Below are 22685 nucleotides of genomic sequence, written 5' to 3'. Positions count from 1 at the left end.
CGCCGAGCTGCTCGTTGTTTTCACCCGACGACAGCGGCGGCGCGAGGCGCTACGACCGCATGTAGCCGCGGAGCCACTCGGGCGTCACGTCGTCGAACACCACGGTCTTCCCGCCGTGTTCGGCGACGAACCCGTCGGCGTCGGACTCCGACGAAAAGGGAATCAGGTCTTTACCCATTCCTCCGAGCACCTCGCTTTCGACGGCGTAGGTCATCTCGGTGGCGTCACCGAACGTATCCGCGCCGGTGGGCGTCGAGATGAACGTGTCGCCGCCCTCGGTCGAGAGTTCGTAGTCGACCGTCGAGTAGTCCGTGACGTACACCGCCGTCGCCTCCCAACCCCGCTCCCGGTGTTCGAAGTAGTACGGGAACAGCCCCATGCTGAGGGTGTGGAACCACGCCGGGTTGTCGTGGCCCTCGGGCGCATTGTCGCGGTAGAAAATCTGTCCGTTCGGGCCGGCGTGGAGGCCGATGACCATCCCGCCTTGGTCGTCTTCCTTCCCGCCCGAGAGGTCGACCGGTTCGGGCGTCGGCCCCGCGTTCGAACCGCCGCCGAGACAGCCCGCGAGGGCCGCGAGCGCGCCGAGAGAGACGGCTTTCGTCGCGGCGCGGCGCGTGAGCGAACCCGTCGAACCGTCGCGCGGCGGAGAGTCGTGATGCATCGTCGCTTGCGCGGAGGTCGGGCGTCACGGTACATAAACCGTGAGAACGGTCGCTCGCGTGCGCGAACTGAACTACCCTCGGGCGAGGAGGCGGACGGGTCACAAAATCGAGGGCTTCAGGCGACGATGCGCGCGCCCTCGACGAGCGAGCGAACGTCCTCGAACAGGCGGTCGGCGTCGTCCTCGTCGCGGGCCTCCGCCGTGATGCGGACCAGCGGTTCGGTCCCGCTGGCGCGGACGAGGAACCAGCCGTCGTCGGTGTCGACGCGGATGCCGTCGATGGTGTCGACCTCGTCGTAGGTCGCGTGGATGTCGCGAGCGATGCGGTCCATCGCCTGGTGTTTGTCGTCGAACGAGAGGCTCGCGCGACGGGTGGCGTACCCCGCGCCGCCGAGGTCGGCGACCTGTTCGGACAGCGGCGCGCCCCGGGCCACGAGGTCAGCGAGTGTGAGCGCCGCGTAGTGGCCGTCGGGGGCGAGCGTCTCGTCGGGCCAAATCCACGCGCCGGAGGGCTCGCCGCCGAAGACGTAGCCGGGTTCGGCGACCGCCTCGGCGACGTGGACGTCACCGACCGGGGTGTAGGTGACGCGCCCGCCGGCGGCCTCGACCACGTCCTGCACGAGGAGGCTCGTATCGACGGGGACGGCGACGGCGTCGCCCGGGGAAACGGCGTCGCGCGCGAACAGCGCGAGCAACGCGTCGCCGGGGACGTACGCGCCGGTCTCGTCGACCGCGACGAGTCGGTCGGCGTCGCCGTCGTGAGCGAGGCCAACATCCGCGCCGAGCGCGGGGACGGTTCGGCGGAGCGCCGTGAGCGTCTCGGCGTTCGGCTCGCTCTTTCGGGCGGGGAACCGACCGTCCTGCTGGGCGTCGATGGTGTTGACCGTCGCGCCGAGTTCGTAGAGCGCGTCGACCGAGACGCGGCCCGTGCCGTTGCCGAGGTCGAACGCGACGGACACGTCGTCGAGGTCGTCGAACGACGAGACGAGGTGGCTCACGTGGCGGGTCGCGGCGTCGGGCCACGCGCGCTCTTCGCCGTGTTCGTCCCACGCGGCGAGCGACACCTCGTCGCGGTTGAGTCGATGGACGATATCGCGCGTCTGGGCCTTGTCGAAGGCGCGGCCGCTGGGCGTCCAGAGCTTCAGGCCGTTGTCGGCGGCGGGGTTGTGGGACGCGGTGATTCCGATGCCGGCGTCCGCGCCGGCCCAGCCGACCGCGCGGGCGACCGTCGGAGTCGAGGCGACGCCGAGTCGGACCACGTTCGCGCCGCACTCGCGGACCCCGGCGCTCACGGCGTCAGCGAGGACATCGCCGCTGAGCCGAGCGTCCTGGCCGACGACGACGGTGCAGGCGTCGCAGCCGACCGCGCGGCCGATTCGAAGGGCGAGTTCGGCGGTCACGGTTCGGCCAACCGGACCTCTGATTCCACTCGTTCCGAACATACCGTGGGAGACGGTGACAGGACGTTTTGGTATGTTTCGCCTACTGTCACGACCGGTCGGTCAGGCGGCACCTACCGCGAACGCGGACGAGTCGCGGGGTCGGCGCACCGAATCGGGGCCGCGTCGCCACTCGTCGGGGCGAGTGAGCGGTGAGTGGTCGGCGGTTAGGCGGCGAGTCGCCTCACTGGAGGGGCTGGGAGTCGCCGATGGGGACCACTTCGATAGAACCGAGCGCGTCGAGCGTCACGCGGTAGCCCGCGTAAGAAAACGAGAGAATCGCGTCTTCGGAACAGCCGAACACCGTTTCGAGGGCGTCGGGGTCGATAGTCCGTGCGAGCGGCGGAAGCTGCGTGGGGCGGACGCCCTCGATTGCCGCAATACTCAATACAACGTTCGTGCTGAGGAGTTCGGAAGAATCGCGGTCGACCCGGTATGAGCCGGTCGACTCGTCGTACGTCACGCGCGAGTCCTTCCAGTCGTTCGTCTGTGCCATCATGGGTGCCTTAACAGGCGTCTGTGTGCGACGGTGACCCTTAAATCCATGCTATTTGTGAACAGTTGTAATTCGTGACTGTCACGGAATCGAACGGATACAGGAGTGGTACTCGACGCGGGGAATCTGGTGCCGAACATACACAATCAAAAACCATGATAGTTTTGCAGTGACGACGGTCAGCCCTGTCGGGCACGAAGCGTTTGGACGGTGTCTTGCGCCTCTTCGACCGTGATTTCGCGCTTGTAGAGCGCCGAGCCGGGCTCCAGCAGTTCGCCGCCGGAGACGAGACCGCCGACGTCGACGGGGCCGAATCCGATGTCACGGATGAGGCCGGCGACGCGCGCTTTGGCGTCCGAGTCGTCACCGGCGAGGAAGACCGCGAGGCGCTCGGATTCGGGGAGGTCCGGGTGGCCGAGGTCTCGGAGCGTCTCCCAGTGGATGGTGTTGAACGACTTGACCAGCCTCGCGTCCGGGAGTTGAGACGCGACGAGCTCCGAGGAGGTGTCGTCGCCGAGGTCGATGACGTGGAAGTTCTCCGTGTAGGGGTTCATCGCGTCGACCACGATTTTCTCCGCGAACCGGGCCGCGTCGGGCAGCGAGTCGCGCTCGCGGAACGGAATCGCGAGAAAGACCACGTCACCGAACCGAACGGCTTGCTTCGGTTCCACCGGGCGCAGTTGCGGGCCGAGCGTCTCCGAGAGGTCTTCGAGCGACTCGACTCCGCTGTCGTTGGCTATCGCCACCTCGTGGTTCGACTCCACCAAAAGCTGGGCCAACGTCCCACCGAGTCGACCAGCACCGAGGATTCCTATATCCATGAACAAAGATGTATGTTAACGAAGTTCAATCTTTGTGTGGTCGGGGGCGGAGCGACCGGTCACCAGCCGAACTGGTTATACTGCCGTTAAAATGCCGTATCGGCGGCTCAGACCGTCTCTATCGCGGGGCGCTCCCGGTGGCTGAGCGTCAGGCCCCGCCCGCGTACGCCGCGAACTCCTTGCCGCGGAGGGCGAAGTAGACCACGCCGACCGCGCCGACGAGCGACGCGACCGAGAACGCGAGGGTCGGGTCGCGCGCGTAGAGCCAGCCGCCGAGCGCCGCGCTCGGGATGACGATGGTGTTCCGCACGAGGTAGTACGCGCCCGTCACTCGCCCGCCGGCGTTTCGCTCCGCCGGGCCGACGATGAGCGCCTTGTGCGCGGGGAGGCCGGCGAACCGGAGCCCGGAGAACGCAAAGAGGGCGACGACGACCCACTGGTCCGCCGGCGCGAAGATGAGGAGGACCGGGAACATCGCGTACACCGAAAATCCGAGGGCGACGACCGGCTTGAGCCCGGTCCGCTCGGCGAGCTTCGAGACGGGGAGCTTCGTCAGGAGCGCGACCACCATCTCCACGCCGAGGAGGACGCCGAAGAAGGCGTCCGGGCGGAGCGAGACGCCGAAGCCGGTGAAGCCGACTTCGAGGAACTCCGTGACGACGATGACGAAGAAGACGTACACCATCCCGTTGGCGAACCGGATGAGCGTGTCCGCGACGAGGAGCGGCCGGAGCGTCTCGGGGAGCGACCGGAGGTCGTCGCGGAGCTGTGCGAGCCCCTCGAACGACCTGCCCAGCGAGTCCTCGCCCGCGTCGTAGAGGAGGTGCTGGGCGACGGTGGCGACGATGCCGAACGCCGCGGCGACGATGAGAACGTACCGAAAACCCTCGACGAACGTCGCCGTCGCCGCCAGCAGCGCGGCCGCGATGAGCGGCCCGAGGAGGAAGCCGATGCGGCGGAAAATCTCGGTGCTGGCGAACCCCATCGCCAGCCGCTCCGGCGGGACGCTCTGTTTGACGATGGCGAACGTCGCGCCGAGGCCGAACGACTTCCACGCCTGCGTGAGAAACAGGCCGACGAAAATCCAGAGCCACGGTTCGAGCGAGACGCCCGCGAGCGTCACCTCGGGGACCTGCGGGGCGACGAACCAGAAGAGAAAGCCGGCCGACGAGAGTGTGCCGAACAGCGTGAGCGAGAGGCGAGACCCGAGTCGGTCGGAGAGCGCGCCCCCCGGATACGGGTACAGCGCCCCGATGAGGTTGCCGACGCTCCCGTAGAGACCGACGACGGTCGCGCCGGCTCCGAGCACTCGGAGGTACTCGGGGACGTACCGCCCGGTCATCTGAAACGAGAGACTGAACGCGAACATCGCCACCGAGAGGACGAGCACGTCGCGTTCGAGCCCGATGAACTGCCGAAAGGAATCGAAGCTATCGACGGCGGCGTCCCGACGCGTATTCATCGTCCGAGTGGTTCGCGGGAGCGTTCAAGAAAGTACGGTGCGGTCGGCTCAGTCGTCGCCCGGCGGGTCGACCCAGACGACGAGGCCGTCGTCGGTCCTGACGACGCCGCGGGTGAGTTCGTCACCGAACGGCGCGTCGTCGACGGCCTCGGGGTCGATTTCCGTCACGCGGTCGACCTCGTCGACCAGCCAGCCGAAGGCGGTCGCGTCCTCGTCGGCGGCGTCGAAGACGACGACGCGGGAGGCGTCGGGGTTCGAACCCACGCCGAGGAGCGAGGCCGTATCGACGAGCATCGTCGTCGCGCCCCGGTAGTCCATCGCGCCGACGACGTGCGGCGGCGAGTCCGGCAGCGAGCGCGCCGATGTGCGGTCGATGATTTCGGTGACGGCGTCGAGGACGACGCAGTACCGTTCTTCACCGAGTTCGAATTCGAGGACCTGCGTCGGCTCCGCGAGCGCGCCGTCGGGCGCGTCGGTGAGCGACATCTACGCACCCCGGGCGAAGCGCCCGTCGTCGGCCGCGTCGAGTTCGTCTTCGAGGTCGTCCACCTCGTCGTCGATGTGGTCGACGAGGAGCGCGACCTCCGAGATGTTCGCCGTCTGCTCTTCTGTGGCCGCGGCGACCTGGTCGATTTCGTTGGCGACCTCCTCCGCGCCCCGGGCGGTCTCGTCGACGAGGCTCGCCACCTCCTCGGTGCTCGCGGCCTGCTGGTCGGTCGCGCGGGCGACCTCCTCCGCGCCGGCGGCCGCCTCGCCGACCGCGGCGTCGATGTTCCGGAGCGCGGAGACGGCCGCGTCGACCTCAGAGATGCCGTCGTTGACTTCCTCGTTGGCCTCTTCAATGTTGTCGACGGTCGTCTCGGTCGTCTCTTGGATGTCACCGACGACCGCCTCGATTTCGGAGACGCTGTCGCGGGACTGCTCGGCGAGGCTCTTGACCTCGTCGGCGACGACGGCGAAGCCGGCTCCCGCCTCGCCGGCGCGAGCGGCCTCGATGGAGGCGTTGAGCGCGAGCAGGTTCGTCTGGTCGGCGATGTCGTTGATGACTTCCACGACGTTGTCTATCTGGTCGACTTTCGCGCGGAGGGCGGTGATTTCGTCGTACACGTCGGTGGTCACGTCGTCGACGGTCTCCATCGCGTCCGCGGCGTTGTCGGCGGAACTTCGGCCCTCGGCGGCGAGGTCGCGCGCCTGGTCGCTCATCGCCTTCGTCTGGTCGGCGCTGGAGGCGATTTGCTCGACGCTGGCGCTCAGGTTCGACACCTCGCCGGCGACCTCCTGCATGTTGGTCGACTGGTCGCCCGCGAGGTCGCTTATCTCCTGTGCGCTGACGGCCACGCTCTCGGAGGCGCGGGAGAGTTCGGCGACGGCCGTGCCGATTTCGTCGGTCGCGTCGTCAACGTCGTCCACGTCGTCGAGGACCTCGTCTGTCGCCGCGCCGGCGGCACCGGGGCCGGAATACGCGTCGTGCTGTCGGGAGGCGGGCCCGTCTCCGGCGGCCGGCTCCCGGTCGTTTCGCTCGAGTTCCATACGAACGAGTGTGAGAGTAAAGTGATAAGTATTCGCGAGCAGTATCAAACGAGATAACCCCATATTGCCGCTAATTGCCTCGAGGCGGCCTGAGAGGACAGATACGAGCAGGATATTGCGATATGGATACCAGACTACCGGCGCTGATAGAACCGGAAATCGTCGGGTCGTGGTGAAATCAGTTGTGCCGTCAAGGTCGGCGTCGCGGCGGGGCTCTCCGGAGTCGCAGCCGGGCTCTCCGGAATCACTCCGGAGTCGGCGCGGCCGGGGTTCGGTGGGAAGGCCGAAGCGAGGTGCGTTCAGGCCAGTCGGCGGCCGGCGGCGACGGCGACGAAGCCCGCGAGCGCGACGAGGACGATGGAGCCGCCGGCGGCGAGCCCGTAGAGGTACGCGACGGTGACGCCGGCGAGGCCGGCGAGTTCGCCCGCGAGAACGCCGTACAGGAGCGACTGCTTGAAGCTCCGCCCGAGCCGGGAGGCGGTGACGACGGGGATGACGAGCAGCGCCGCGACGAGGATGACGCCCATGATTCGCATCGCGCTGACGACGACGAACGCGGTGAGAATCGACAGGAGCGTGTTGACGGCGCGGACGTGGAGCCGCGAGGCGCGGGCGGCCGTCTCGTCGAAGGTGACGTAGACGAGCGGCCGGTAGGCGACCGCGACCGAGCCGACGACGACGAGCCCCATCGTGACGAGGAGGCCCACGTCGGCCCGCGAGACGGTCGCCAGCGAGCCGAACAGATACTGGTTGATGCCGACCGAGATGCCGCCGCCGGTCAGCGAGATGAGCACGCTCCCGAGGGCGAAGCCGCCGGTCAGAACCATCGCCAGCGCGGCGTCGCTCCGGGCGTCGGTGTACTCGATGAGCGCCTGCACGACGAGCGCCGCGACGACCGCGACGACGAGCGCGCCCAAGAGCGGCGGGACCGCGAGGCCGAGCGTCGCGTCGAGAAAGAGCGCGAGCGCGACCCCCGCGAAGGCGGTGTGGGCGAGCGTGTCCCCGACCATCGAGAGGTCGCGATAGACGAGGAACGACCCGACGAGCGGGCCGACGACGCCGATGCAGAGCACCGAGAGGTACGCCCGCTGCATGTAGGGATAGCCGAGGAAGTCGAGGCCGGTGACGCCGGCGAGCCACGAGAACGCGCCGCCGACGACCGCCGTCAGGAACCAGTCGAAGAGTCCCGTGAGCGCGTCGGTCACGAGGAGCGGCGCGAGGGAGTCGGCCGCGGAGAACTCGACCGCGAGGAGGTCGGTCGCCGCGAGCGCGACGGGGCCGGTCACGACTCGTCCTCCGGTTCGGCGTGGGCGTGGCCGTGACCGTGGTCGTGGTCGAGCACGCGCTGGTTCGCGCCGTAGGCCGCGGCGAGGGCGTCGCTGTCGGCGAAGTCGTCGGGGTCGCCGTGGAAGTACAGCCGCTTGTTGAGACAGGCGATTCGGGACGCGCGGGTCGTGACGACGCCGATGTCGTGTTCGACGAGGACGACCGTCATCCCCTGTTCGTTCAGGTCGCCGAGGAGGTCGTAGAACGCCTCGCGGGACTCGGCGTCGAGGGCGACCGTCGGCTCGTCGAGCGCGAGCAGGTCGGCTTCGGCCGCGAGCGCCCGGGCGACGAAGACCCGCTGGCGCTGGCCGCCGGAGAGCGCTCCGACCCGGCGGTCAGCGAGGTCCGCGATATCGACGCGGTCGAGCGCCGCGGCGACCGCCTCGCGGTCGGCGGCCGAGAAGCGGCCGAACAGGTTCCGCGGGTAGCGCCCCATCCGAACGACTTCGCGGACGGTGACGGGCATGTCGCGGGCCGCGTCCGTCGCGTCCTGTGCGACGTAGGCGACGCGCTCGCCGTCGGAGAACTCGTGGGCGGGGCGGTCGAACAGCCGCACCTCGCCTCGGGTCGGGCGTTGGAGGCCGAGCATCAGCGTCAGGAGCGTGCTCTTTCCCGACCCGTTCGGGCCGACGAGCCCGAGGAACTCGCCTTCGGGCACGTCGAGCGAAACCCCGTCCACGACCGGGACATCGCCGTACGAAAAGGTCACGTCGCTGAGCGAGACGGCCGTCATTGCGCGCCGAGCGCCGTCCGGAGCGACGGGAGGTTCACCTCGCGCATGATGTCCACGTACCCCCAGTCGTTTTCCTCCCACTCAGTCATTACGCCGGGAAGCGGCGTGAGCGGGAGCACGTTTTCGGCGTCCGTCTCGGAGACGAGTTGCTGCGCGGCGCGGTCGGACTCCAGCGGGTCGGCGAGGACGTGTCGGATACCGTGTTCCTCGATGGTCGCCTGCGCCCGCTCGATGTCCCGCGGCGACGGCTCCTCGTCGGGCGAGATGCCGGTGAGCGCGACGATGTCGAGGTCGTAGCGGTCGGCCAGGTAGCCGTAGGCGTCGTGGCCGGCGACGAGAAGCACGTCGCGCTCGCGGTCCGCGAGGCCGTCTTCGAATGCGGCGTCGAGTTCCGAGAGCGTCTCGCGGTAGGACTCGGCGTTCGCGGCGTAGGCGTCGGCGTTCGCGGCATCGACCGACTGGAAGGCGTCGCGGAGCGTCTCGGTCGCGGTGGCGACCCGCGTGGGGTCCAGCCAGAAGTGCGGGTCGAGTTCGCCGTGGTCGTGCGTCTCCGACTCCTCGGCGTGCTCGTCGTCGTGGTGTTCGGTCTCCTCGTGGTGTTCGGTCTCGTTGGTGTGGTCCGTCTCGTTGGCGTGCGTCTCCTCCTCGTGGTGTTCCGTCTCGTCGTGTGACTCGTCGTCGTGGACGTGCCCGTCCGCGCCGATTTCGTGGAGTTCCACGTCGGCGGAAGCGTCGACTTCGGAGACACCCGAGTCGTCGGCTTCGAGCGAGGTGCGGATGTCGTCGGCCCACGGCTGAAAACCGGGCATTCCGTGGACGAACAGGTCGGATTCGAGCACCCGACCCTGCACGTCCGGGCCGGGCTCCCAGCCGTGGCCGTGCTGGCCGATGGGGACGAGCGTCTCGACGGACGCGGCGTCGCCAGCGACGTGGCGCGCCACGTCCCCGAAGACGAAAAAGGAAGCCGTCGCCGTCGTCTCCGGGGCGGCGGGTGAGTCGGTCGAACCAGCCGAATCGGACGAGTCATCACCGCCGAGACAACCCGCGAGGCCGACGGCGGCGCTTCCGGCGACTGTCGCGAGGAACCTGCGTCGGGTCTTCGTTGGCATGTTATTAGAAAACTGCTTAGAGATAATAAGTTCTGCTATTCTATATTGCTATGTTATTAGTTTGTGCTGGTGACGGAGTCGCCGGTGAGCGCCGCTGTTCGTGGTGGTGAGCGGAACGTCGATAAGAGAGAATGCGCAGACTGCGAGGCGAGCGACCACCCGCGGACCGGCGTCAATCCGCGGTCGGGGCGGCCCCACTAGACGGCCCGCGTCTGTACTTCCGGATGGCCGCGACGATGAGCGGCGTGCCGACGACGGTCGGCCAGAGCCACGCGGCGACGGTCGGGAGGAAGTCGAAGTTGACCGACGAGAAGGCGGTGACGGTGGCGATGTAGCCGCCGCCCATGCGGCCGATGTGCTCGAAGAACCACTCGCGCGACGCGGCGCGCTCGCGGCGGAAGGTGACGAGGTCGCGGACGCCGAAGCCGGTGCCCGCCGCGCCGAACACGAGCATCACGGCGGCGAAACCGTCACCGGCGAGAAACCGGAGCGCGCCCATGGCGAGGAGACCGACGCCGGCGGCGGTGAGCAGGCCGACCGCGACCCAGTCGAGCGGTTCCGGCCCGTCGGTCGGGCGCTTCCGCGAGAGGACGCGGTCGCCCGAGAAGACGAAGTAGTAGCTGAACACGGCGACGAGCGCGAGGAACGTCCGCCCGCGGGTCGGCGCGAGGGCGAACAACGCGAGCGACGTGACCGCGACGACGGTCATCCCCGCGACGTAAATCCGCCCCGCTCGCCGGTGGCGACGACCGCCTTTCGTCGTGACTATCGCGCCGAAGCCGGCGAACAGCGCCGCGAACCCCGCGAGGATGTGGACGCCGAGCGTCGCGTCCTCGACGAGCGTCATCGGGGAACTCCGAGAGCTGTGGCCGGGCGCGGATGCTGGGTTCGATGTGACGGGACGCGGACGCTGAACGGGTTCGGCATGGAATCGAGTCGTTCGAGAAGCGATATAAATCTACTGAGTAAGTACTTACTTGGAAACGGGTGGGAGTGCGACGGGGGTGAAACCGTCGTGTCGAGCGCGTCTGCTCGGGGCGTAGTCGTCTGAAAAATCGAGGTCGGCGTCTGCCAGCTGTGACCGGCAGTCGCGTCTCGATGTTACTGCCGGACGACGTTCGCCGCGCGGGGGCCCTTGGGCGAGGACTCGATGTCGAACTCGACTTCGGTGCCTTCGGTGAGGTCGTCGCCGCCGACGTCTTCCATGTGGAAGAACACGTCTTCGTCGTCGTCGAGGTCGCCGTCGTCAGTAGAGATGAAACCGTAGCCGCCAGTGTCGTTGAAGAAATCAACTTTGCCGTGTGCCATTACGTACAAATCGAGGGTCGTCCGACGGATAACACTTCTGAGAGTCAAGGTACCACGACCCTTCGACAGGCGTTCGTCCACTCCATACGGCCGATTCGGCGGAGATGCGCCGGACCGAAAGGTGGTCGGCGGAAGTAGACGGTCGGGGGCGCGCTCACGCGACGACCAACAGCGAGTCGATGTACGCCGACAGCGACGCCCGGAGGTCGTCCCCGACGCCCTCCATCCCGAGCGCGAGGGCAAAGCCGGTGTAACCGTCGGTCGCCGAGAGGACGAACGCGGCCGTTCCTTCGGGGTCGACCTCGCGGAAGACGCCCTGTTCGACGCCGTCGCGGACGATGTCGGCGATGACGCCGAGGGTGTGGCGCTCCATCCTGAGCAGGGGTTCGCGGAGCGTCTCGTTGTGCGGCGCGTGCGAGAGGAGTTCCATGACGGCGATGTTGACGCCGGCGGCGGCCGCGTCGCCCTCGTCGACGAGGAGGATGTCGCAGACCGCTCGCAGTCGCGCTTCGGGGCCCTCGGCGTCGATGTCGTCGAGGCTCCGCGCGAGGTAGTCCTCGGAGGTTTCGAGGAACGCGACTATCATCTCGTCTTTCGAGTCGTAGTAGTAGTACAGTCCCGCCTCGCTCTTGTCGCTCTCCGCGGCCACCTTCTTCGTCGTCAGCCGAGCGTAGCCGTGCTCGGCGAGCGCCGCGCGGACCGCGTTCGCAATCTGTGCTTTCTGCTCGGGCGGCACGGAGTCGGCGGGCATGGTGAGTGAGTGTTCGCTCGCTCGACTACTTGTGCCCGTTGCTCCGGGGGTGAAACGCGGGACGCGGGACGCGACCGCGGACTCACTCCGCCGCCCCGTCGCGTGCACCCGCGACCAACTCCCCGAGCGCCCGGCGCTTGATGAGCGCGAAGCCGGCGAAGATGGAGACGAAGCCGAGCGCGGTCACGGCGTCGATGAGCTGGCCGAGGAAGGCCCAACTGAGAAGCGTCGCGGAGACGGGTTCGAGGTAGCCGATGAGGTTTATCTGCGTCGGACCGAAGCGACCGAGCAGTTCGAAGTAGATGAGGAACGCGCCCGCGCCGCTGACGACGGCAAGGTAGAGCAGGGAGCCGACGGCGACGCCGGACCACTCGATGGTCGCGAGCGACTCGCCGGTGGCGACGCCCGCGACGGACAGGAGCGCGGCCCCGAACAGCATCGCCCACGCCTGAAGGGTCCGCGCGGGGATGTCCGAGGAGAAGGGGCGCGTCAGGACGGCACCGAGGGCGAAGCACGCCGAGGCGACGAGGACGGTGGCGACGCCGACCACGTCGCTGGAGAGGAGCGCGCTCGGGTCCGGTCGGGCGACGAGGCCGACACCCAGAAAGCCGAAGCCGAAGCCGAGGACGCCGAGCGGGGAGATGCGGTCACCGAGGATACCCGTCGCGAACAGCGCGGTCAGGACCGGCCCGAGGCTGATGACGATGGCCGCCACCGCCCCGGGGACGTGCTCCTGTCCGAGGTAGAGAAACGCGTGGTGCGCGCCGATGAGGAGGCCGCCGGAGACGCCGACGAGCGTCCAGTCGGTCCGGCTGTGCGGCCGCCAGTAGTCGGTCGAGACGGCGGCGTAGCCGAGGACGATGAGCCCCGCGAGGAAGAACCGAAGCGCCGCGAACTGGAGCGGCGGGAAGTACGCGAGGCCGACTTCGATTGCGACGAACGAACTCCCCCAGAGCAGTCCCAGCAGGACGAACAGCCCGGCGGCGACCCGGCCGTTCACCGACACCACGCTCCGCTCGACGGGCGGCGGCGCGGCTCCGGCGAACTCGGCCGCTCCGTCGGTTCCGCCGTCCGTTTCAGCCGCGTCGACCGTTCCGTCTCCGCCGACCCGGATTCGAGACGCCCGCGTTCGGTTGCAGTAATATTCAGCACGTGAGCGTATCGTTACCACACAATCGATAATAGTCGTTTTGTTCGGTTCGAATTTCGAACCGCTCGCAGCTTACAGCGAGCCGCGGAGGACCTTCGCCGCGGTCAGAATCGGGTCCCAGACGGGGCTGAACGGCGGCGCGTAGCCGAGGTCGAGTCGCTCCACCTCGGCGACGGTCAACTCGGCGGCGAGCGCGGTCGCCACGGTGTCGATTCTGACGGCGGCGCGGTCGGCTCCGACGATGGTCCCGCCGAGCAGTCTGCCGGTGTCGCGGTCGGCGACGAGCGTGACGGTCGTCTCGGCGGAGCCGGGGTAGTAGCCCGACCGCGAGCCGGCGGTGATGGTCTCCGAGACGGGGTCGAAGCCCGCATCGCGCGCCTCGTCGAAGTCGGTCACGCCGGCGCGGCCGCATTCGAGGTCGAACGCCTTCACGACCGAAGTGTTCGCGACGGTTCCGATGGGGTCGGGGTCGCCGGCGACGGTCTGGCCGATGGCGCGCCCGGCGCGGTTCGCGGGCAGACCGAGCGTGTTCCACGTCGGCTCGCCGGTGACGACGTGGTCGATTTCGGCGCAGTCGCCCGCGGCGTAGACGCGCTCGGCACTCGTCCGCCCGTAGTCGTCGACCGCGATAGCGCCCGTCTCACCGAGGTCGACCGCGTCCGCGACGAGGTCCACGTTGGGGCGGAGGCCGATGCCGACCATCGCCGCGTCGACCGCGAGGTCGCCGTCCTCGCAGACGACGGCCTCGACCCGGCCCGCGTCGTCGCCGCGGAGTCGCTCCACCGACGCGCCGAGGTGGAGCGTGACGCCGTGGGTTTCGAGATGTTCCTCGACCCGCTCGCCCACGGCGTCGCCGAACGTGCCGAGGACGTGGCCGGAGCGCTGGAACAGATGTACGTCGAGGTCGTGGGCGGTGAACGCCTCCGCCATCTCGACGCCGACGAAGCCGCCGCCGACGATGGCGACCGACTCGGGCGGGTCCATCGCGCCGAAGCGGGCCGCGCGCGCCTCGTCGACGAACCCGCCGCCCCCGAGGTCGGCCACCGAGGCCTCGTCCGGGTCGGTGAGGAACGACCGAATGGCCGCCGCGTCGTCCAGTCCGTGGAGCGTGAACGCGCCGTCGAGGTCGGTGCCGTCTATCGGATCTCGGAGCGCCCGCGCGCCGGTGGCGACGAGCAGGTCGCCGTAGGGCTGTTCGAACGTCCCGTCCGGGCCCTCGACCGTGACGACCCGCTCGTCGGTATCGACGGCGACGACCTCGTGTTCGCGCCGGAGGTCGATGCCGCGGTCGGCGGCCGCTTCGGGCGACAGCGAGAGCATGTCGGTGAGCGTGTCGACCTCGCCTTTGACGAAGTAGGGCGTCCCGCAGTGGGCGTAGGAAACCCAGCGGCCCTTCTCGAAGACGACGACCTCGCGGTCGGTGTCGGCGCGGGCGAACTTGCTCGCGGCGGAGAGTCCGGCGGCGTCGCCCCCGACGACGACGAATGGTTCGGCAGACATCGTAGGAGAGTAGTACGCCCGCCGACACGTAATTTCCCCGGCCGGACGGAAGGGGCGCACGGACGCGTCAGGGACTGGCGAGGGGCCGGCGACGGCGGCCGGAAACGAGGCGAAAACGAAAGGCCCGGCCCGTCAGTGGCCGACGCCGCCGCGCTCGGCCGCGAGCGTCCCGAGCACCCACGCGCTCACGTCGGGCGTCTCGCGCGCGGCGAACTCGGTGGTCGCGTACTGCGCGAGCGCGTTTCGCGCGGCCCGAGGGTCGCCGTCCTCGTAGTAGTCGTCGCGGAAGTAGCCGTCTCCGCGGTCGACCATGTGGGCGATATCGACCAGCGCGCGCCGCGTCAGGTGCGGGTTCGACCCGTCCGAGCGGGCGGCTTCGAGGGCTTCGAGCGCGCCGAGTTTCGCGTCCCTGACCGCGGCCGCGGACTCGACCGACTCGTACCGGCCTCGCTTGACCGCCGTGACGGCGTCCTCGAACGCCCGTCGGTGCGTCTCGGCGGTGTGGGCTCCCACGAGCGCGGTGGCGAAGCGGTCGCTTCGGAGGCCCTCACGGGCGTCTCGAAGCCCGCGTTCGACTTCGACGAACGTCTCCACCAGCAGGTCCTTGGCCGGCGTGGATTCGAGTTGTTCGAGGTCGAACCCCTCGCCCGCGACGACGGCTTCGAGCCCTCTCTCCTCGGGATACTCGGCCCGGCGGTCCTCGGTGACGCCGCCGAGCGAGGACGCGGTCGACGCGAACGCGTCGGTGAAGTCTATCGGGTCGGCAATCGACGCCAGATAGCGGTCGCGGACGTGGCGCGCGCCGTCGAGCGACGCTCGCGCCGACTCGACCGCGTCGAGCAGTTCACCGACTCGCGGGGCGCTGTCGGCGTAGCGGCCGTACTCGTCGGCGTTGTCGAGAGACCGGACCGCCCCCGCGACGAGGTTCTCGACGGCCTCGTACACGACGAGCGCCCGGTCGGGGTCGTCACCGAGGTAGCGCGTACCGAGCCGGAACGACTCGATATCCGCGCGGACCGATTCGGCCTCGTCGCGCACGTCGGCCTCGGTGAGGTCACCGACCGCGGCGTCGTAGGTTCCCTTCGCCATCGCCGCGGCCCCGCGAGCGTAGCGCAGTCCCTGAAGCGTCTCGAAGGGTGACTCGTCGGTGTCCGAGGGGGCGAGGGCGGCGGTAGCGCCTGCGTACGCTTCGGCGTAGACGTTGCGGACGCCCTCGTTCGGGACTTCCTCGGGAGACATCGTCTCGGGGCAGGAATCGAGGAGCTCGCGGGCGCGGCCGCGGCTCTGTTCGAGGTACGACTCCGCGATGGGGGCCGGGACGCGGGCCGGGAACGCCGGCGACCCGAGTTCCATGACCTCCCGGAGCGCCGCCGGGTCGAGCGTCGGGTCATCGGAGTCAGATTCGCCCGCGTCGAGGGCGGTACAGCCCGCGAGTCCGGCGACCCCGACTCCGGCGAGCGAGGCGAGCACGTCGCGTCGCGTTCGGGACATCTCAGGCGTCCTCCGTCTCGGTTCGGAGCGACGACGGGATGCGGCAACTGCTTCCGCCGCCGTGGCCCCAGCTCGACTCGCCCTGCGACGAGTAGGGCAGTCGGACCAGCGAGGCGACGACGTGGCGGTCGTCCACGGAGCACTCGACCGACGCGGGCCGGAGCGGGCGACAGAAGTCGAGGTCGACGACGCTGTCCGGCGGGTGCGTGACGTACAGCAGTTTCACCCGGTGGCAGGCGTCCACGCGGTGCTGGGTGATGACAAGCGTCTGTTCGTCGAAATCCGTCTCGTCGATGAACGCGCGGGCCTCGTCGACGCCGTCGGGTTCGGCCGCGAAGGTCACGTCCCCGCGTTCCTCGTCGGTGGTGACGAGGAAGTCGTCGAGATACGACGACTCCGTCTGTTCGTCGTCGCGGGCGGCGTCCCGGAAGATGCCGCTCTCGGCGTCGTTTCGAAGATGGAGCTGGTCGTAGTCGGAAACGAGCGTGTCCGGGGAGGGACCGGACGGCACGTCCGAACTGGAACTGGAACCGGAGCCCTCGCCGGAACATCCGGCGAGCGCGGCGACGAGCGATGCGCCGCCGGCGCGGAGGACCTGTCTGCGGGTCGGCAGGGACATCTGTCGGTTCCCCAACCGAACGCCGGCGGTATGTGTTTTCCGATGCACTGGGTCGCCGCCGGCCGAACCGCGGGACATTTCCCCGACGGTCGCCACGTCTCGACCGACAGATGCGCGAGGACGAGTTGGCGACGCGGGTGGTCGAGCACTTCCGGGCGGCCTTCGACGACGTGGAGATTCACCTCGAAGAGCCGTACGACCACTACGGGAACCGCGGCGTCGCCGACGTGTACGTCCGGGTGCGGACGCCCGAGCCGGTGGACTACCTCATCGAACTCAAGGCCGACGCCGCCGTCCGCCACGCCACCGGCGCGAACGAGATACTCCGCCAGTACCGCCGCATGGAGCGCTACTTCTACAAGGACGACGAGCACGCCATCCGGACGAAACTCGGCCGCGAGGGGCCGGGCGTCCACGCGCTGTTGCTGTTCGCGCCGACGAAACGCTGCGTCGAACACGTCCGGGAACACGCCGCCCTGTACGAGTCGGTCGACCCCGAGGCGACCGTCGAAGGCGTCGAGGCCGCCCGCAAAGTGGCCTTTCTGACGAACCTCGACCGCGCGCCCGAAGGCGAACTCGGTTTTCTGTCGCTCAACGGGCCGCTCGCGTTCGACTCGGTCGCCTTCCGCGAGGCCGTCCCGTCGGGGTCGCGGCTCGCGGACGCCCTCTGGGGCGACGACTAGCGGACACGCTCATACACCCCCCGTTCGTAGGGGCTGGCATGGGAACGATTCGAGAGTCGGTTCGAATCCCGTTGGGGGACCTCCGTCAGCAGGTCGCTGACAGCTTCGGCGTCGCGGCGTCGCTCGTCGAGATACACGGCATCCGGCTCGAGGACGGGGCAATCGAAGTCGACGCGAGCTATCCCGACGGCGAGGACGTGCCGGTCGTCGAACTGTTCGTCACCGACCCCGCCGGGAACACCGAGTCCTACGTCACCGAGTTGGACGGCGCGAAGAACCTCCTCATCGCCGGCGAGGACGTGCTCGTCGAACTCGTGGACTACGACCCCGAGCGCGGCGAGGTGTTCGTCTCGGTGAAACACCGACAGGACGGCGAGATGGTGACAGTCCTCGGCTGCGGCGAGAAGTGGGTGATTCCGGTCGAGCGCGACGGCGTCGAGGAGTCCATCCGCTGTCGGATTCAGAGCGCCGTCGGGCCGACGGACGAGGAGTCCTGACGACGAAGCCGCCCCCGAGCTACCCCTCGTATTCGACGTAGGAGACGCAGTAGCCCTCGGGAGCGACTTCGCCCGCGACGATGGCGCACGCGCCCACGCCGTCCCCGTTTTTGTCCTCGATGTAGTACCGACAGGTCGAACACTGCCGGCCCTCGCTCGGTTCGTCCTGATAGGAGACGGCCTCCTGCGACGAGAGGCTGTCGGGGTTGCGCTGCGTGCCGTCGAGCGAGGTGGCCGTCGCGTACGCCTCGGGGACGCCCCCGGTCGAACCCGACGACTGCGTCGTCGTCGCGGTCGTCTCGGCCGGTTCGGCCCCGCCGCCACCGCCGCCGGAACAGCCGGCCAATCCCGCCATCGCGGCGGTCCCGGCGAGCCAGATGAACCGTCGTCGGGTGCGGTCGGAATCGCCGGCGTCGCGGGCGTCTCGGCTCCGCGTCGGTCGGTCGGTCGCGTCTCGGCGTGGCGTCCGCTCGTCGTCTCCCATGCCAGTCTCTGACGCGTGGCGGCGAGAAAACCGAACCAGCCGTTTCTCGCGTGGCAAGAATTGCGAACACGTTGATGCTATCACGCCACTAAGTAGCACGGATACGCGACAGGGGCAGGACGGACTGGAAAATTCGGAGAAGGTCAGCCTCCCGCGTCTCACGTCTCACTCGTCCGGCCGAATCCGGGCGAGTCGCATCGCGTTGCCCGTCACGCCCATCGTCATCCCGGCGTCGCCCGCGAGGACCGCGAGCGCGACCGAGACGTAGCCGAAGGGCACGCCGACCGCGAGGACGGCCTTGATTGCGAGCGACGCCCAGATGTTCTGCCGGATGACGCCGTTGGCCCGGTGGGACAGTTCGTAGAGGTACGGGAGCTTCGAGAGGTCGTCGGCCATGAGGGCGATATCGGCCGTTTCGAGGGCGGTGTCGGTTCCGGCCGCGCCCATGGCGACGCCGACCGTGGCGGTGGCGAGCGCCGGGGCGTCGTTGATGCCGTCACCGACCATGGCGACCGAGCCGTACTCGTCGAGCAGTCCCTCGACGGCGGCGACTTTGTCCTCCGGGAGGAGGCCCGCGCGGAAGTCGTCGACGCCGACCTGCTCGGCGATGGCGCGGGCGGTCCCCTCGTTGTCGCCGGTGAGCATGACGACCGAGAGGCCGGCCTCGCGGAGCTTTGCGACCGTCTCGCGGGCGTCGGGCCGGACCTCGTCGGCGACGGCGACGACGCCTTCGAGGTCGTCTTCGGTCCCGACGACGACGACCGTCTTGCCCTCGGACTGGAGGCGCGGAATCGTGTCCTCGACGAGGTTGAGACAGCCGTGGCGGTCACAGAGCTGTCGGACCTCCGCGGAGAGCGCCTCGCCGGGGCCGGTGACGTGGACGTGTTCGAGGTCGAAGCCGAGCTCCTCGAAGAAGCCGGGTTTGCCGGCGAAGTGCGGGACGCCGTCGAGGTCGGCGCGGACGCCCTTGCCGGTGACGCTCTCGAAGTCGTCGACCTCGCGGGCGGCGACGCCCGTGCCCTCGGCGTGGGAGACGATGGCCTCGCCGATGGGGTGTTCGCTCCGGGCTTCGAGGCCGCGGGCGCACCGCAGCACGTCCGCCTCGGAGTTGCCGTTGAGCGGGACCACGTCGGTGACGGTAAGTTCGCCCTTCGTGAGCGTGCCCGTCTTGTCCACGGCGACGGCCTCGACCGAGCCCATCGCTTCGAGGTGCGTGCCGCCCTTGATGAGCACGCCGTTTTTCGCGGCCGACGTGATGCCCGAGACGACAGAGACGGGCGTCGAGATGACGAACGCGCAGGGGCAGGCGAGCACGAGCATCGTGATGCCGTAGACGAACCACGTCACCCAGTCGAGGCCGAACGCGATGGGCGGAATCGCCGCGACCGCGACCGCGACGACGACCATGAGGGGCGTGTAGTACGACGAGAAGCGCTCGACGAACTGCTCGCGTTCGGTCTTGTTGGCCTGCGCGTCTTCGACCATCGAGACGATGCGCGAGAGGGTGTCGTCGCCCGCGGCGGAGTCGACGCGGACTTCGAGGTAGCCCGCCTCGTTGACCGTGCCCGCGAACACCTCGTCGCCGTCGGCCTTGTCGACCGGGACGGACTCGCCGGTGATGGGGGCCTGATTGACCGCGCTGTCGCCTTCGACCACCGTCCCGTCGACGGGAATCTTCTCGCCGGGTTTGACGGCGACCACGTCGCCGACGACGAGTTCCTCGACGGGGACGACCGTCTCGACGCCGTCGCGGAGGACCGTCGCCTCGTCGGGCGAGAGGTCCATCAGTTCGCGGAGGGAGTCGCGCGTGCGGTCCATCGAGTAGCGTTCGAGCAGTTCGGAGACGCTAAAGAGGAACGCGAGCGTCGCCGCCTCGAAGTAGAGGCTCGTCGGTCCGGAGATGAGGCTGGCGGCCACGGCGCTGAGAATCGCCGTCGACATCAGGAAGTCGATGTCGAGACTGCGGTTCTTCGCGGAGTAGTAGCCGTTGCGGAGGATGGCCTGCCCGCCGACCGCGGCCCCGAGGACGTACAGCAGTTCGGCGGCCGTGAACGAGACGCCGAGGACGCTGGCGACGACGAGTTCCAACCCGAACAGGTACTCGGCGGCGATGCCCGCCGCGAGGAAGCCGCCGCTCACCCACGTTTTCACCGCGCGCGTACTGCGCCAGACGCTCTCGCGCTCGCCGTCGGCGGCCGCGTTGGCGTCGGCGTCAGGGGCTTCGTCGGCGTCGGTTCCGGTGACCTCGTACCCGGCGGCTTCGATGGCCGAGACGACCGCATCGAGGTCCGCGTCGGCCGCGAGCGTGACGACGGCGGTCCCGGTGGTTGGTCGCGTCTCGTACGACAGTACGCCCGACGCGCCGCGGAGCGCGTGTTCGACCTTCCCGGCGCAGGACGCGCAGTCCATGTCCGGGACGGAAAACGACACCTCGCGCGTCGAGGGGCCGTCTTCGACGGCGTAGCCCGCGCCCTCGACGTTGCCTCGGATGTCGTCGGGCGTGGTCCGGTCGGGGTCGTACTCGACGACGAGTCGGCCGGTCGTCGCCCGCGGGTCGATATCACCGACGCCGTCGAGTTTCCGGACGCTCGTTTCGACCTTGCTCGCACAGGACGCGCAGTCCATGTCCGGGACGCTGAATTCCGCGCGGACCGCACCGGCGGATTCGCCGGCCGAGTCGCCGGGCTCCGTCTCGCCGGGCACTCCCGACGCCGACGCGCCCCCGACCTCGCAGGCGTCGTCGCACCCGCAGTTGTCGCCGTCGGGCGGGTCCGTGGACGCGTCCGCCCCGTCACCGGGGCCGGGGTCGCGTCCGTCGTGTTCGCTCATACTCGGCAGTAGTCAGCGAGCGGTTAATAATTCACCTGTTAGAAAACGGGGGTTAAATATTGTAACTTCACAAATTGAAGCCAGTTAGTTAATAATCAGAGGAACGGCGGGTTCGCGGTCGGCAGCGAGATGAGCCACAGGCTGAGAATCGTGTAGAGAATCATCACCGCGACGAAGGGGAACTGGCTCCGGACGGCTTGCAGTCTGCTGGGGAAGGTTCGGTAGGCCTGCGAGTGCGCCACCCACACCGCGAGCAGGTGGCCGAGGAGGACGAACGCGACGTTCAGGCCGCCGAACCACGCGGGGAGCGTGAGCACGACCGGGTTCGCCGGCGACGACAGCGGCGACGACAGCGCGTGGACGAGCATCGGTGACAGCGAGACGAAGAAGCCGACGTAGTGCGCGAGGTGGTAGCCCGCGGCGATAGCGAGCAACGAGGGCGCGAATGTGACCGCGAGGTCAAGCGGCGTCTCGAAGGTGTCGATGCGGCGGGCGGTCACCCGCGCGGCGAGGACGTAGAGGCCGAGGAAGACCCCGAAGCCGCCGAGATAGAGCAGTCCGTAGACGAAAAGCGGCGGGAGGCCGACGCCCGCGAGCCACCGGACGGCCGCCGCGCCCTGTTCGGTCGTGACGAAACCGCTGAAGGTGAGTTCCCAGACGAGGGCGACCGCGACGGCCACGTCACCGAGGTCGGTCAGGTCGTCGTCGGTGACGAGTCGCATCCCCGGCAGGCGGAACGAGACGCCGTCGTCGTCGAGGCGAACCGGCGCGACCCGGCCGTAGAACTGGAGGAAGACGGAGACGGGGTCGACCTTGTCGAACCACGCGTCCGCGCCGACGACGACCGCGCCGGCGAGCGTGACGACCGAGTAGGCGACGAGCGCGGTCGCGAGGACCGAGGGCCGGGTCGTGACGGCGGTCGCGGTCTCGACCCAGACGAGCGCGAGAATCCCCGCCACCGCGGGCCAGCGGCCGAGTCGCTCGGGGTACGAGACGAAGCCGTTCGGAACCGCCGAGACGAGGGTCCGCCACGGGTTCAGCGCGCGCCACGTATCAGCGACGAGATACGAGAGCATCGTGTAGCCGGCGCGGAGCCCCGCGAAGACGACGATGACGGCGAAGTTGACGGTCGGGACCTGCGGGCCGGTGTAGCCGAGGGAGACCGCGAGCGCGAGGACCGCGAGGCCGAGGACGCCGCCCGCGACTCGGAGCGCGCGCAGGAGTCCGTCCGAGACGCCCGCATCGGGACCGGTCTGCCACAGGTGGACGCGCTCGATGAATCGGCGGTCGGTGACGAAACTGGCGAGGAGCGCGGAGGCTCCGACGGTCGCGCCGCCGGTGGCGAGATAGAGCCACCGCGGGACCGCGAGGTTGTCCTGCGACGCGCCCGCGAGTCCGACCGCGGCGTTGCTCGCGGCCGCCGGGTCCGCGAGGAGCGACAGAAGACTCGCCAGCAGGAGACCGAGACCGAATCGTCTGAGGGAGATGGGTCGGAGTCGGGTCATGATGCGAAGACGATGAACAGCATGAGGAAGCCGAAGTACAGCAGCACGATGACGCCGAGCGCACGGACGCGGAACGACTTGAGTTCCGCTTCCTCCTCGTGGTACGCCTCGCGGTACGCCTCGACTTCTTCGGCGTCGAGGTCGTCGGGGTGTCTCGCACCCCGGTGGAGGACCAGTAGTCGCTCGGTCGGGTACGCCTCGCCGCACGCTGTGCAGGTGTGGCGGTCGCGCGTCGCGTCTGTGTCCGTGGTCATCCGAGAGTCACCGAGAGTTCGGGGTTGTTGGCTTCTG

23 protein-coding genes are annotated in these 22685 nt (G+C 69.0%); 2 read left to right on the top strand and 21 right to left on the bottom strand.

Features of this window, described 5'->3' with window-relative positions:
* Positions 1–49 precede the first annotated feature (49 nt).
* The 17 genes from E4P24_RS15065 to E4P24_RS14985 all read right to left on the bottom strand — a co-directional run bounded on the left by E4P24_RS15065 (position 50) and on the right by E4P24_RS14985 (position 16396).
* On the bottom strand, positions 50–661 hold the full coding sequence (locus tag E4P24_RS15065; protein WP_115862050.1) for a nitrous oxide reductase accessory protein NosL: 612 nt from the start codon (positions 659–661) through the stop codon (positions 50–52).
* A gap of 116 nt (positions 662–777) precedes the next feature.
* A complete protein-coding gene (gene glmM, locus E4P24_RS15060) occupies positions 778–2103 on the bottom strand; it encodes a phosphoglucosamine mutase (protein WP_049922091.1) in 1326 nt (441 codons plus the stop codon).
* A 181-nt stretch (positions 2104–2284) separates the two neighbouring features.
* A complete protein-coding gene (locus tag E4P24_RS15055) occupies positions 2285–2599 on the bottom strand; it encodes a HalOD1 output domain-containing protein (RefSeq protein WP_004040960.1) in 315 nt (104 codons plus the stop codon).
* 176 nt (positions 2600–2775) lie between these two features.
* Entirely contained in the window at positions 2776–3417 is a 642-nt protein-coding gene (locus tag E4P24_RS15050; protein WP_013035211.1) for an NADPH-dependent F420 reductase, read from the bottom strand.
* Positions 3418–3565: 148 nt separating this feature from the next.
* Positions 3566–4879: an MFS transporter gene (locus E4P24_RS15045; RefSeq protein ID WP_188148707.1), complete on the bottom strand. Its 1314-nt coding sequence runs from the start codon at positions 4877–4879 to the stop codon at positions 3566–3568.
* A gap of 48 nt (positions 4880–4927) precedes the next feature.
* Positions 4928–5365 carry a chemotaxis protein CheW gene (locus tag E4P24_RS15040; RefSeq protein WP_115803796.1) on the bottom strand — a complete coding sequence of 146 codons (438 nt, stop codon included), beginning with the start codon at positions 5363–5365 and terminating at the stop codon, positions 4928–4930.
* Positions 5366–6409, bottom strand: coding sequence for a methyl-accepting chemotaxis protein (locus E4P24_RS15035; protein WP_004064774.1), 1044 nt, complete (start codon positions 6407–6409; stop codon positions 5366–5368).
* A gap of 299 nt (positions 6410–6708) precedes the next feature.
* Entirely contained in the window at positions 6709–7695 is a 987-nt protein-coding gene (locus E4P24_RS15030) for a metal ABC transporter permease (protein ID WP_004064772.1), read from the bottom strand.
* Entirely contained in the window at positions 7692–8468 is a 777-nt protein-coding gene (locus tag E4P24_RS15025; RefSeq protein ID WP_115803798.1) for a metal ABC transporter ATP-binding protein, read from the bottom strand. The genes E4P24_RS15030 and E4P24_RS15025 overlap by 4 nt, the downstream gene beginning before the upstream one ends.
* A complete protein-coding gene (locus E4P24_RS15020) occupies positions 8465–9577 on the bottom strand; it encodes a metal ABC transporter substrate-binding protein (RefSeq protein ID WP_188148706.1) in 1113 nt (370 codons plus the stop codon). The genes E4P24_RS15025 and E4P24_RS15020 overlap by 4 nt, the downstream gene beginning before the upstream one ends.
* Before the next feature lie 172 nt (positions 9578–9749).
* Positions 9750–10424, bottom strand: coding sequence for a hypothetical protein (locus E4P24_RS15015; protein ID WP_115803800.1), 675 nt, complete (start codon positions 10422–10424; stop codon positions 9750–9752).
* 254 nt (positions 10425–10678) lie between these two features.
* Entirely contained in the window at positions 10679–10885 is a 207-nt protein-coding gene (locus tag E4P24_RS15010; protein ID WP_004040969.1) for a cold-shock protein, read from the bottom strand.
* Between the two features lie 154 nt (positions 10886–11039).
* The gene (locus E4P24_RS15005) at positions 11040–11636 is read right to left on the bottom strand and encodes a TetR/AcrR family transcriptional regulator (protein ID WP_006601011.1); all 597 of its coding nucleotides are present in this window, start codon (positions 11634–11636) and stop codon (positions 11040–11042) included.
* A gap of 82 nt (positions 11637–11718) precedes the next feature.
* Positions 11719–12642, bottom strand: a complete 924-nt coding sequence (locus tag E4P24_RS15000; RefSeq protein WP_004064762.1) for a DMT family transporter — start codon at positions 12640–12642, stop codon at positions 11719–11721.
* Between the two features lie 216 nt (positions 12643–12858).
* A complete protein-coding gene (locus E4P24_RS14995; RefSeq protein ID WP_188148705.1) occupies positions 12859–14286 on the bottom strand; it encodes an FAD-dependent oxidoreductase in 1428 nt (475 codons plus the stop codon).
* A 132-nt stretch (positions 14287–14418) separates the two neighbouring features.
* Positions 14419–15777, bottom strand: coding sequence for a hypothetical protein (locus E4P24_RS14990; protein ID WP_188148704.1), 1359 nt, complete (start codon positions 15775–15777; stop codon positions 14419–14421).
* Position 15778: 1 nt separating this feature from the next.
* The gene (locus E4P24_RS14985) at positions 15779–16396 is read right to left on the bottom strand and encodes a hypothetical protein (protein ID WP_115803803.1); all 618 of its coding nucleotides are present in this window, start codon (positions 16394–16396) and stop codon (positions 15779–15781) included.
* A gap of 110 nt (positions 16397–16506) precedes the next feature.
* Here E4P24_RS14985 and E4P24_RS14980 point away from each other — a divergent pair, with 110 nt between their 5' ends.
* Both E4P24_RS14980 and E4P24_RS14975 read left to right on the top strand, forming a co-directional pair.
* Positions 16507–17079: a hypothetical protein gene (locus E4P24_RS14980; RefSeq protein WP_004064755.1), complete on the top strand. Its 573-nt coding sequence runs from the start codon at positions 16507–16509 to the stop codon at positions 17077–17079.
* A 38-nt stretch (positions 17080–17117) separates the two neighbouring features.
* Positions 17118–17576, top strand: a complete 459-nt coding sequence (locus E4P24_RS14975) for a hypothetical protein (protein ID WP_115803804.1) — start codon at positions 17118–17120, stop codon at positions 17574–17576.
* A gap of 19 nt (positions 17577–17595) precedes the next feature.
* Here E4P24_RS14975 and E4P24_RS14970 read toward each other — a convergent pair whose 3' ends face one another.
* The 4 genes from E4P24_RS14970 to E4P24_RS14955 form a co-directional block, all read right to left on the bottom strand.
* Positions 17596–18060, bottom strand: coding sequence for a high-potential iron-sulfur protein (locus tag E4P24_RS14970; protein WP_188148703.1), 465 nt, complete (start codon positions 18058–18060; stop codon positions 17596–17598).
* A gap of 165 nt (positions 18061–18225) precedes the next feature.
* Positions 18226–20889, bottom strand: coding sequence for a heavy metal translocating P-type ATPase (locus E4P24_RS14965; protein ID WP_188148702.1), 2664 nt, complete (start codon positions 20887–20889; stop codon positions 18226–18228).
* Positions 20890–20984: 95 nt separating this feature from the next.
* On the bottom strand, positions 20985–22394 hold the full coding sequence (locus E4P24_RS14960) for a hypothetical protein (protein WP_188148701.1): 1410 nt from the start codon (positions 22392–22394) through the stop codon (positions 20985–20987).
* Entirely contained in the window at positions 22391–22648 is a 258-nt protein-coding gene (locus tag E4P24_RS14955; RefSeq protein WP_004064732.1) for a hypothetical protein, read from the bottom strand. Before E4P24_RS14955 ends, E4P24_RS14960 begins: the two co-directional genes overlap by 4 nt.
* Positions 22649–22685 lie beyond the last annotated feature (37 nt).

The organism is Haloferax sp. AS1 (assembly GCF_014530665.1).
In the GTDB taxonomy this organism is placed as follows: Archaea; Halobacteriota; Halobacteria; order Halobacteriales; family Haloferacaceae; genus Haloferax; species Haloferax volcanii.
This window is presented reverse-complemented; position numbering and strand designations above follow the sequence as displayed.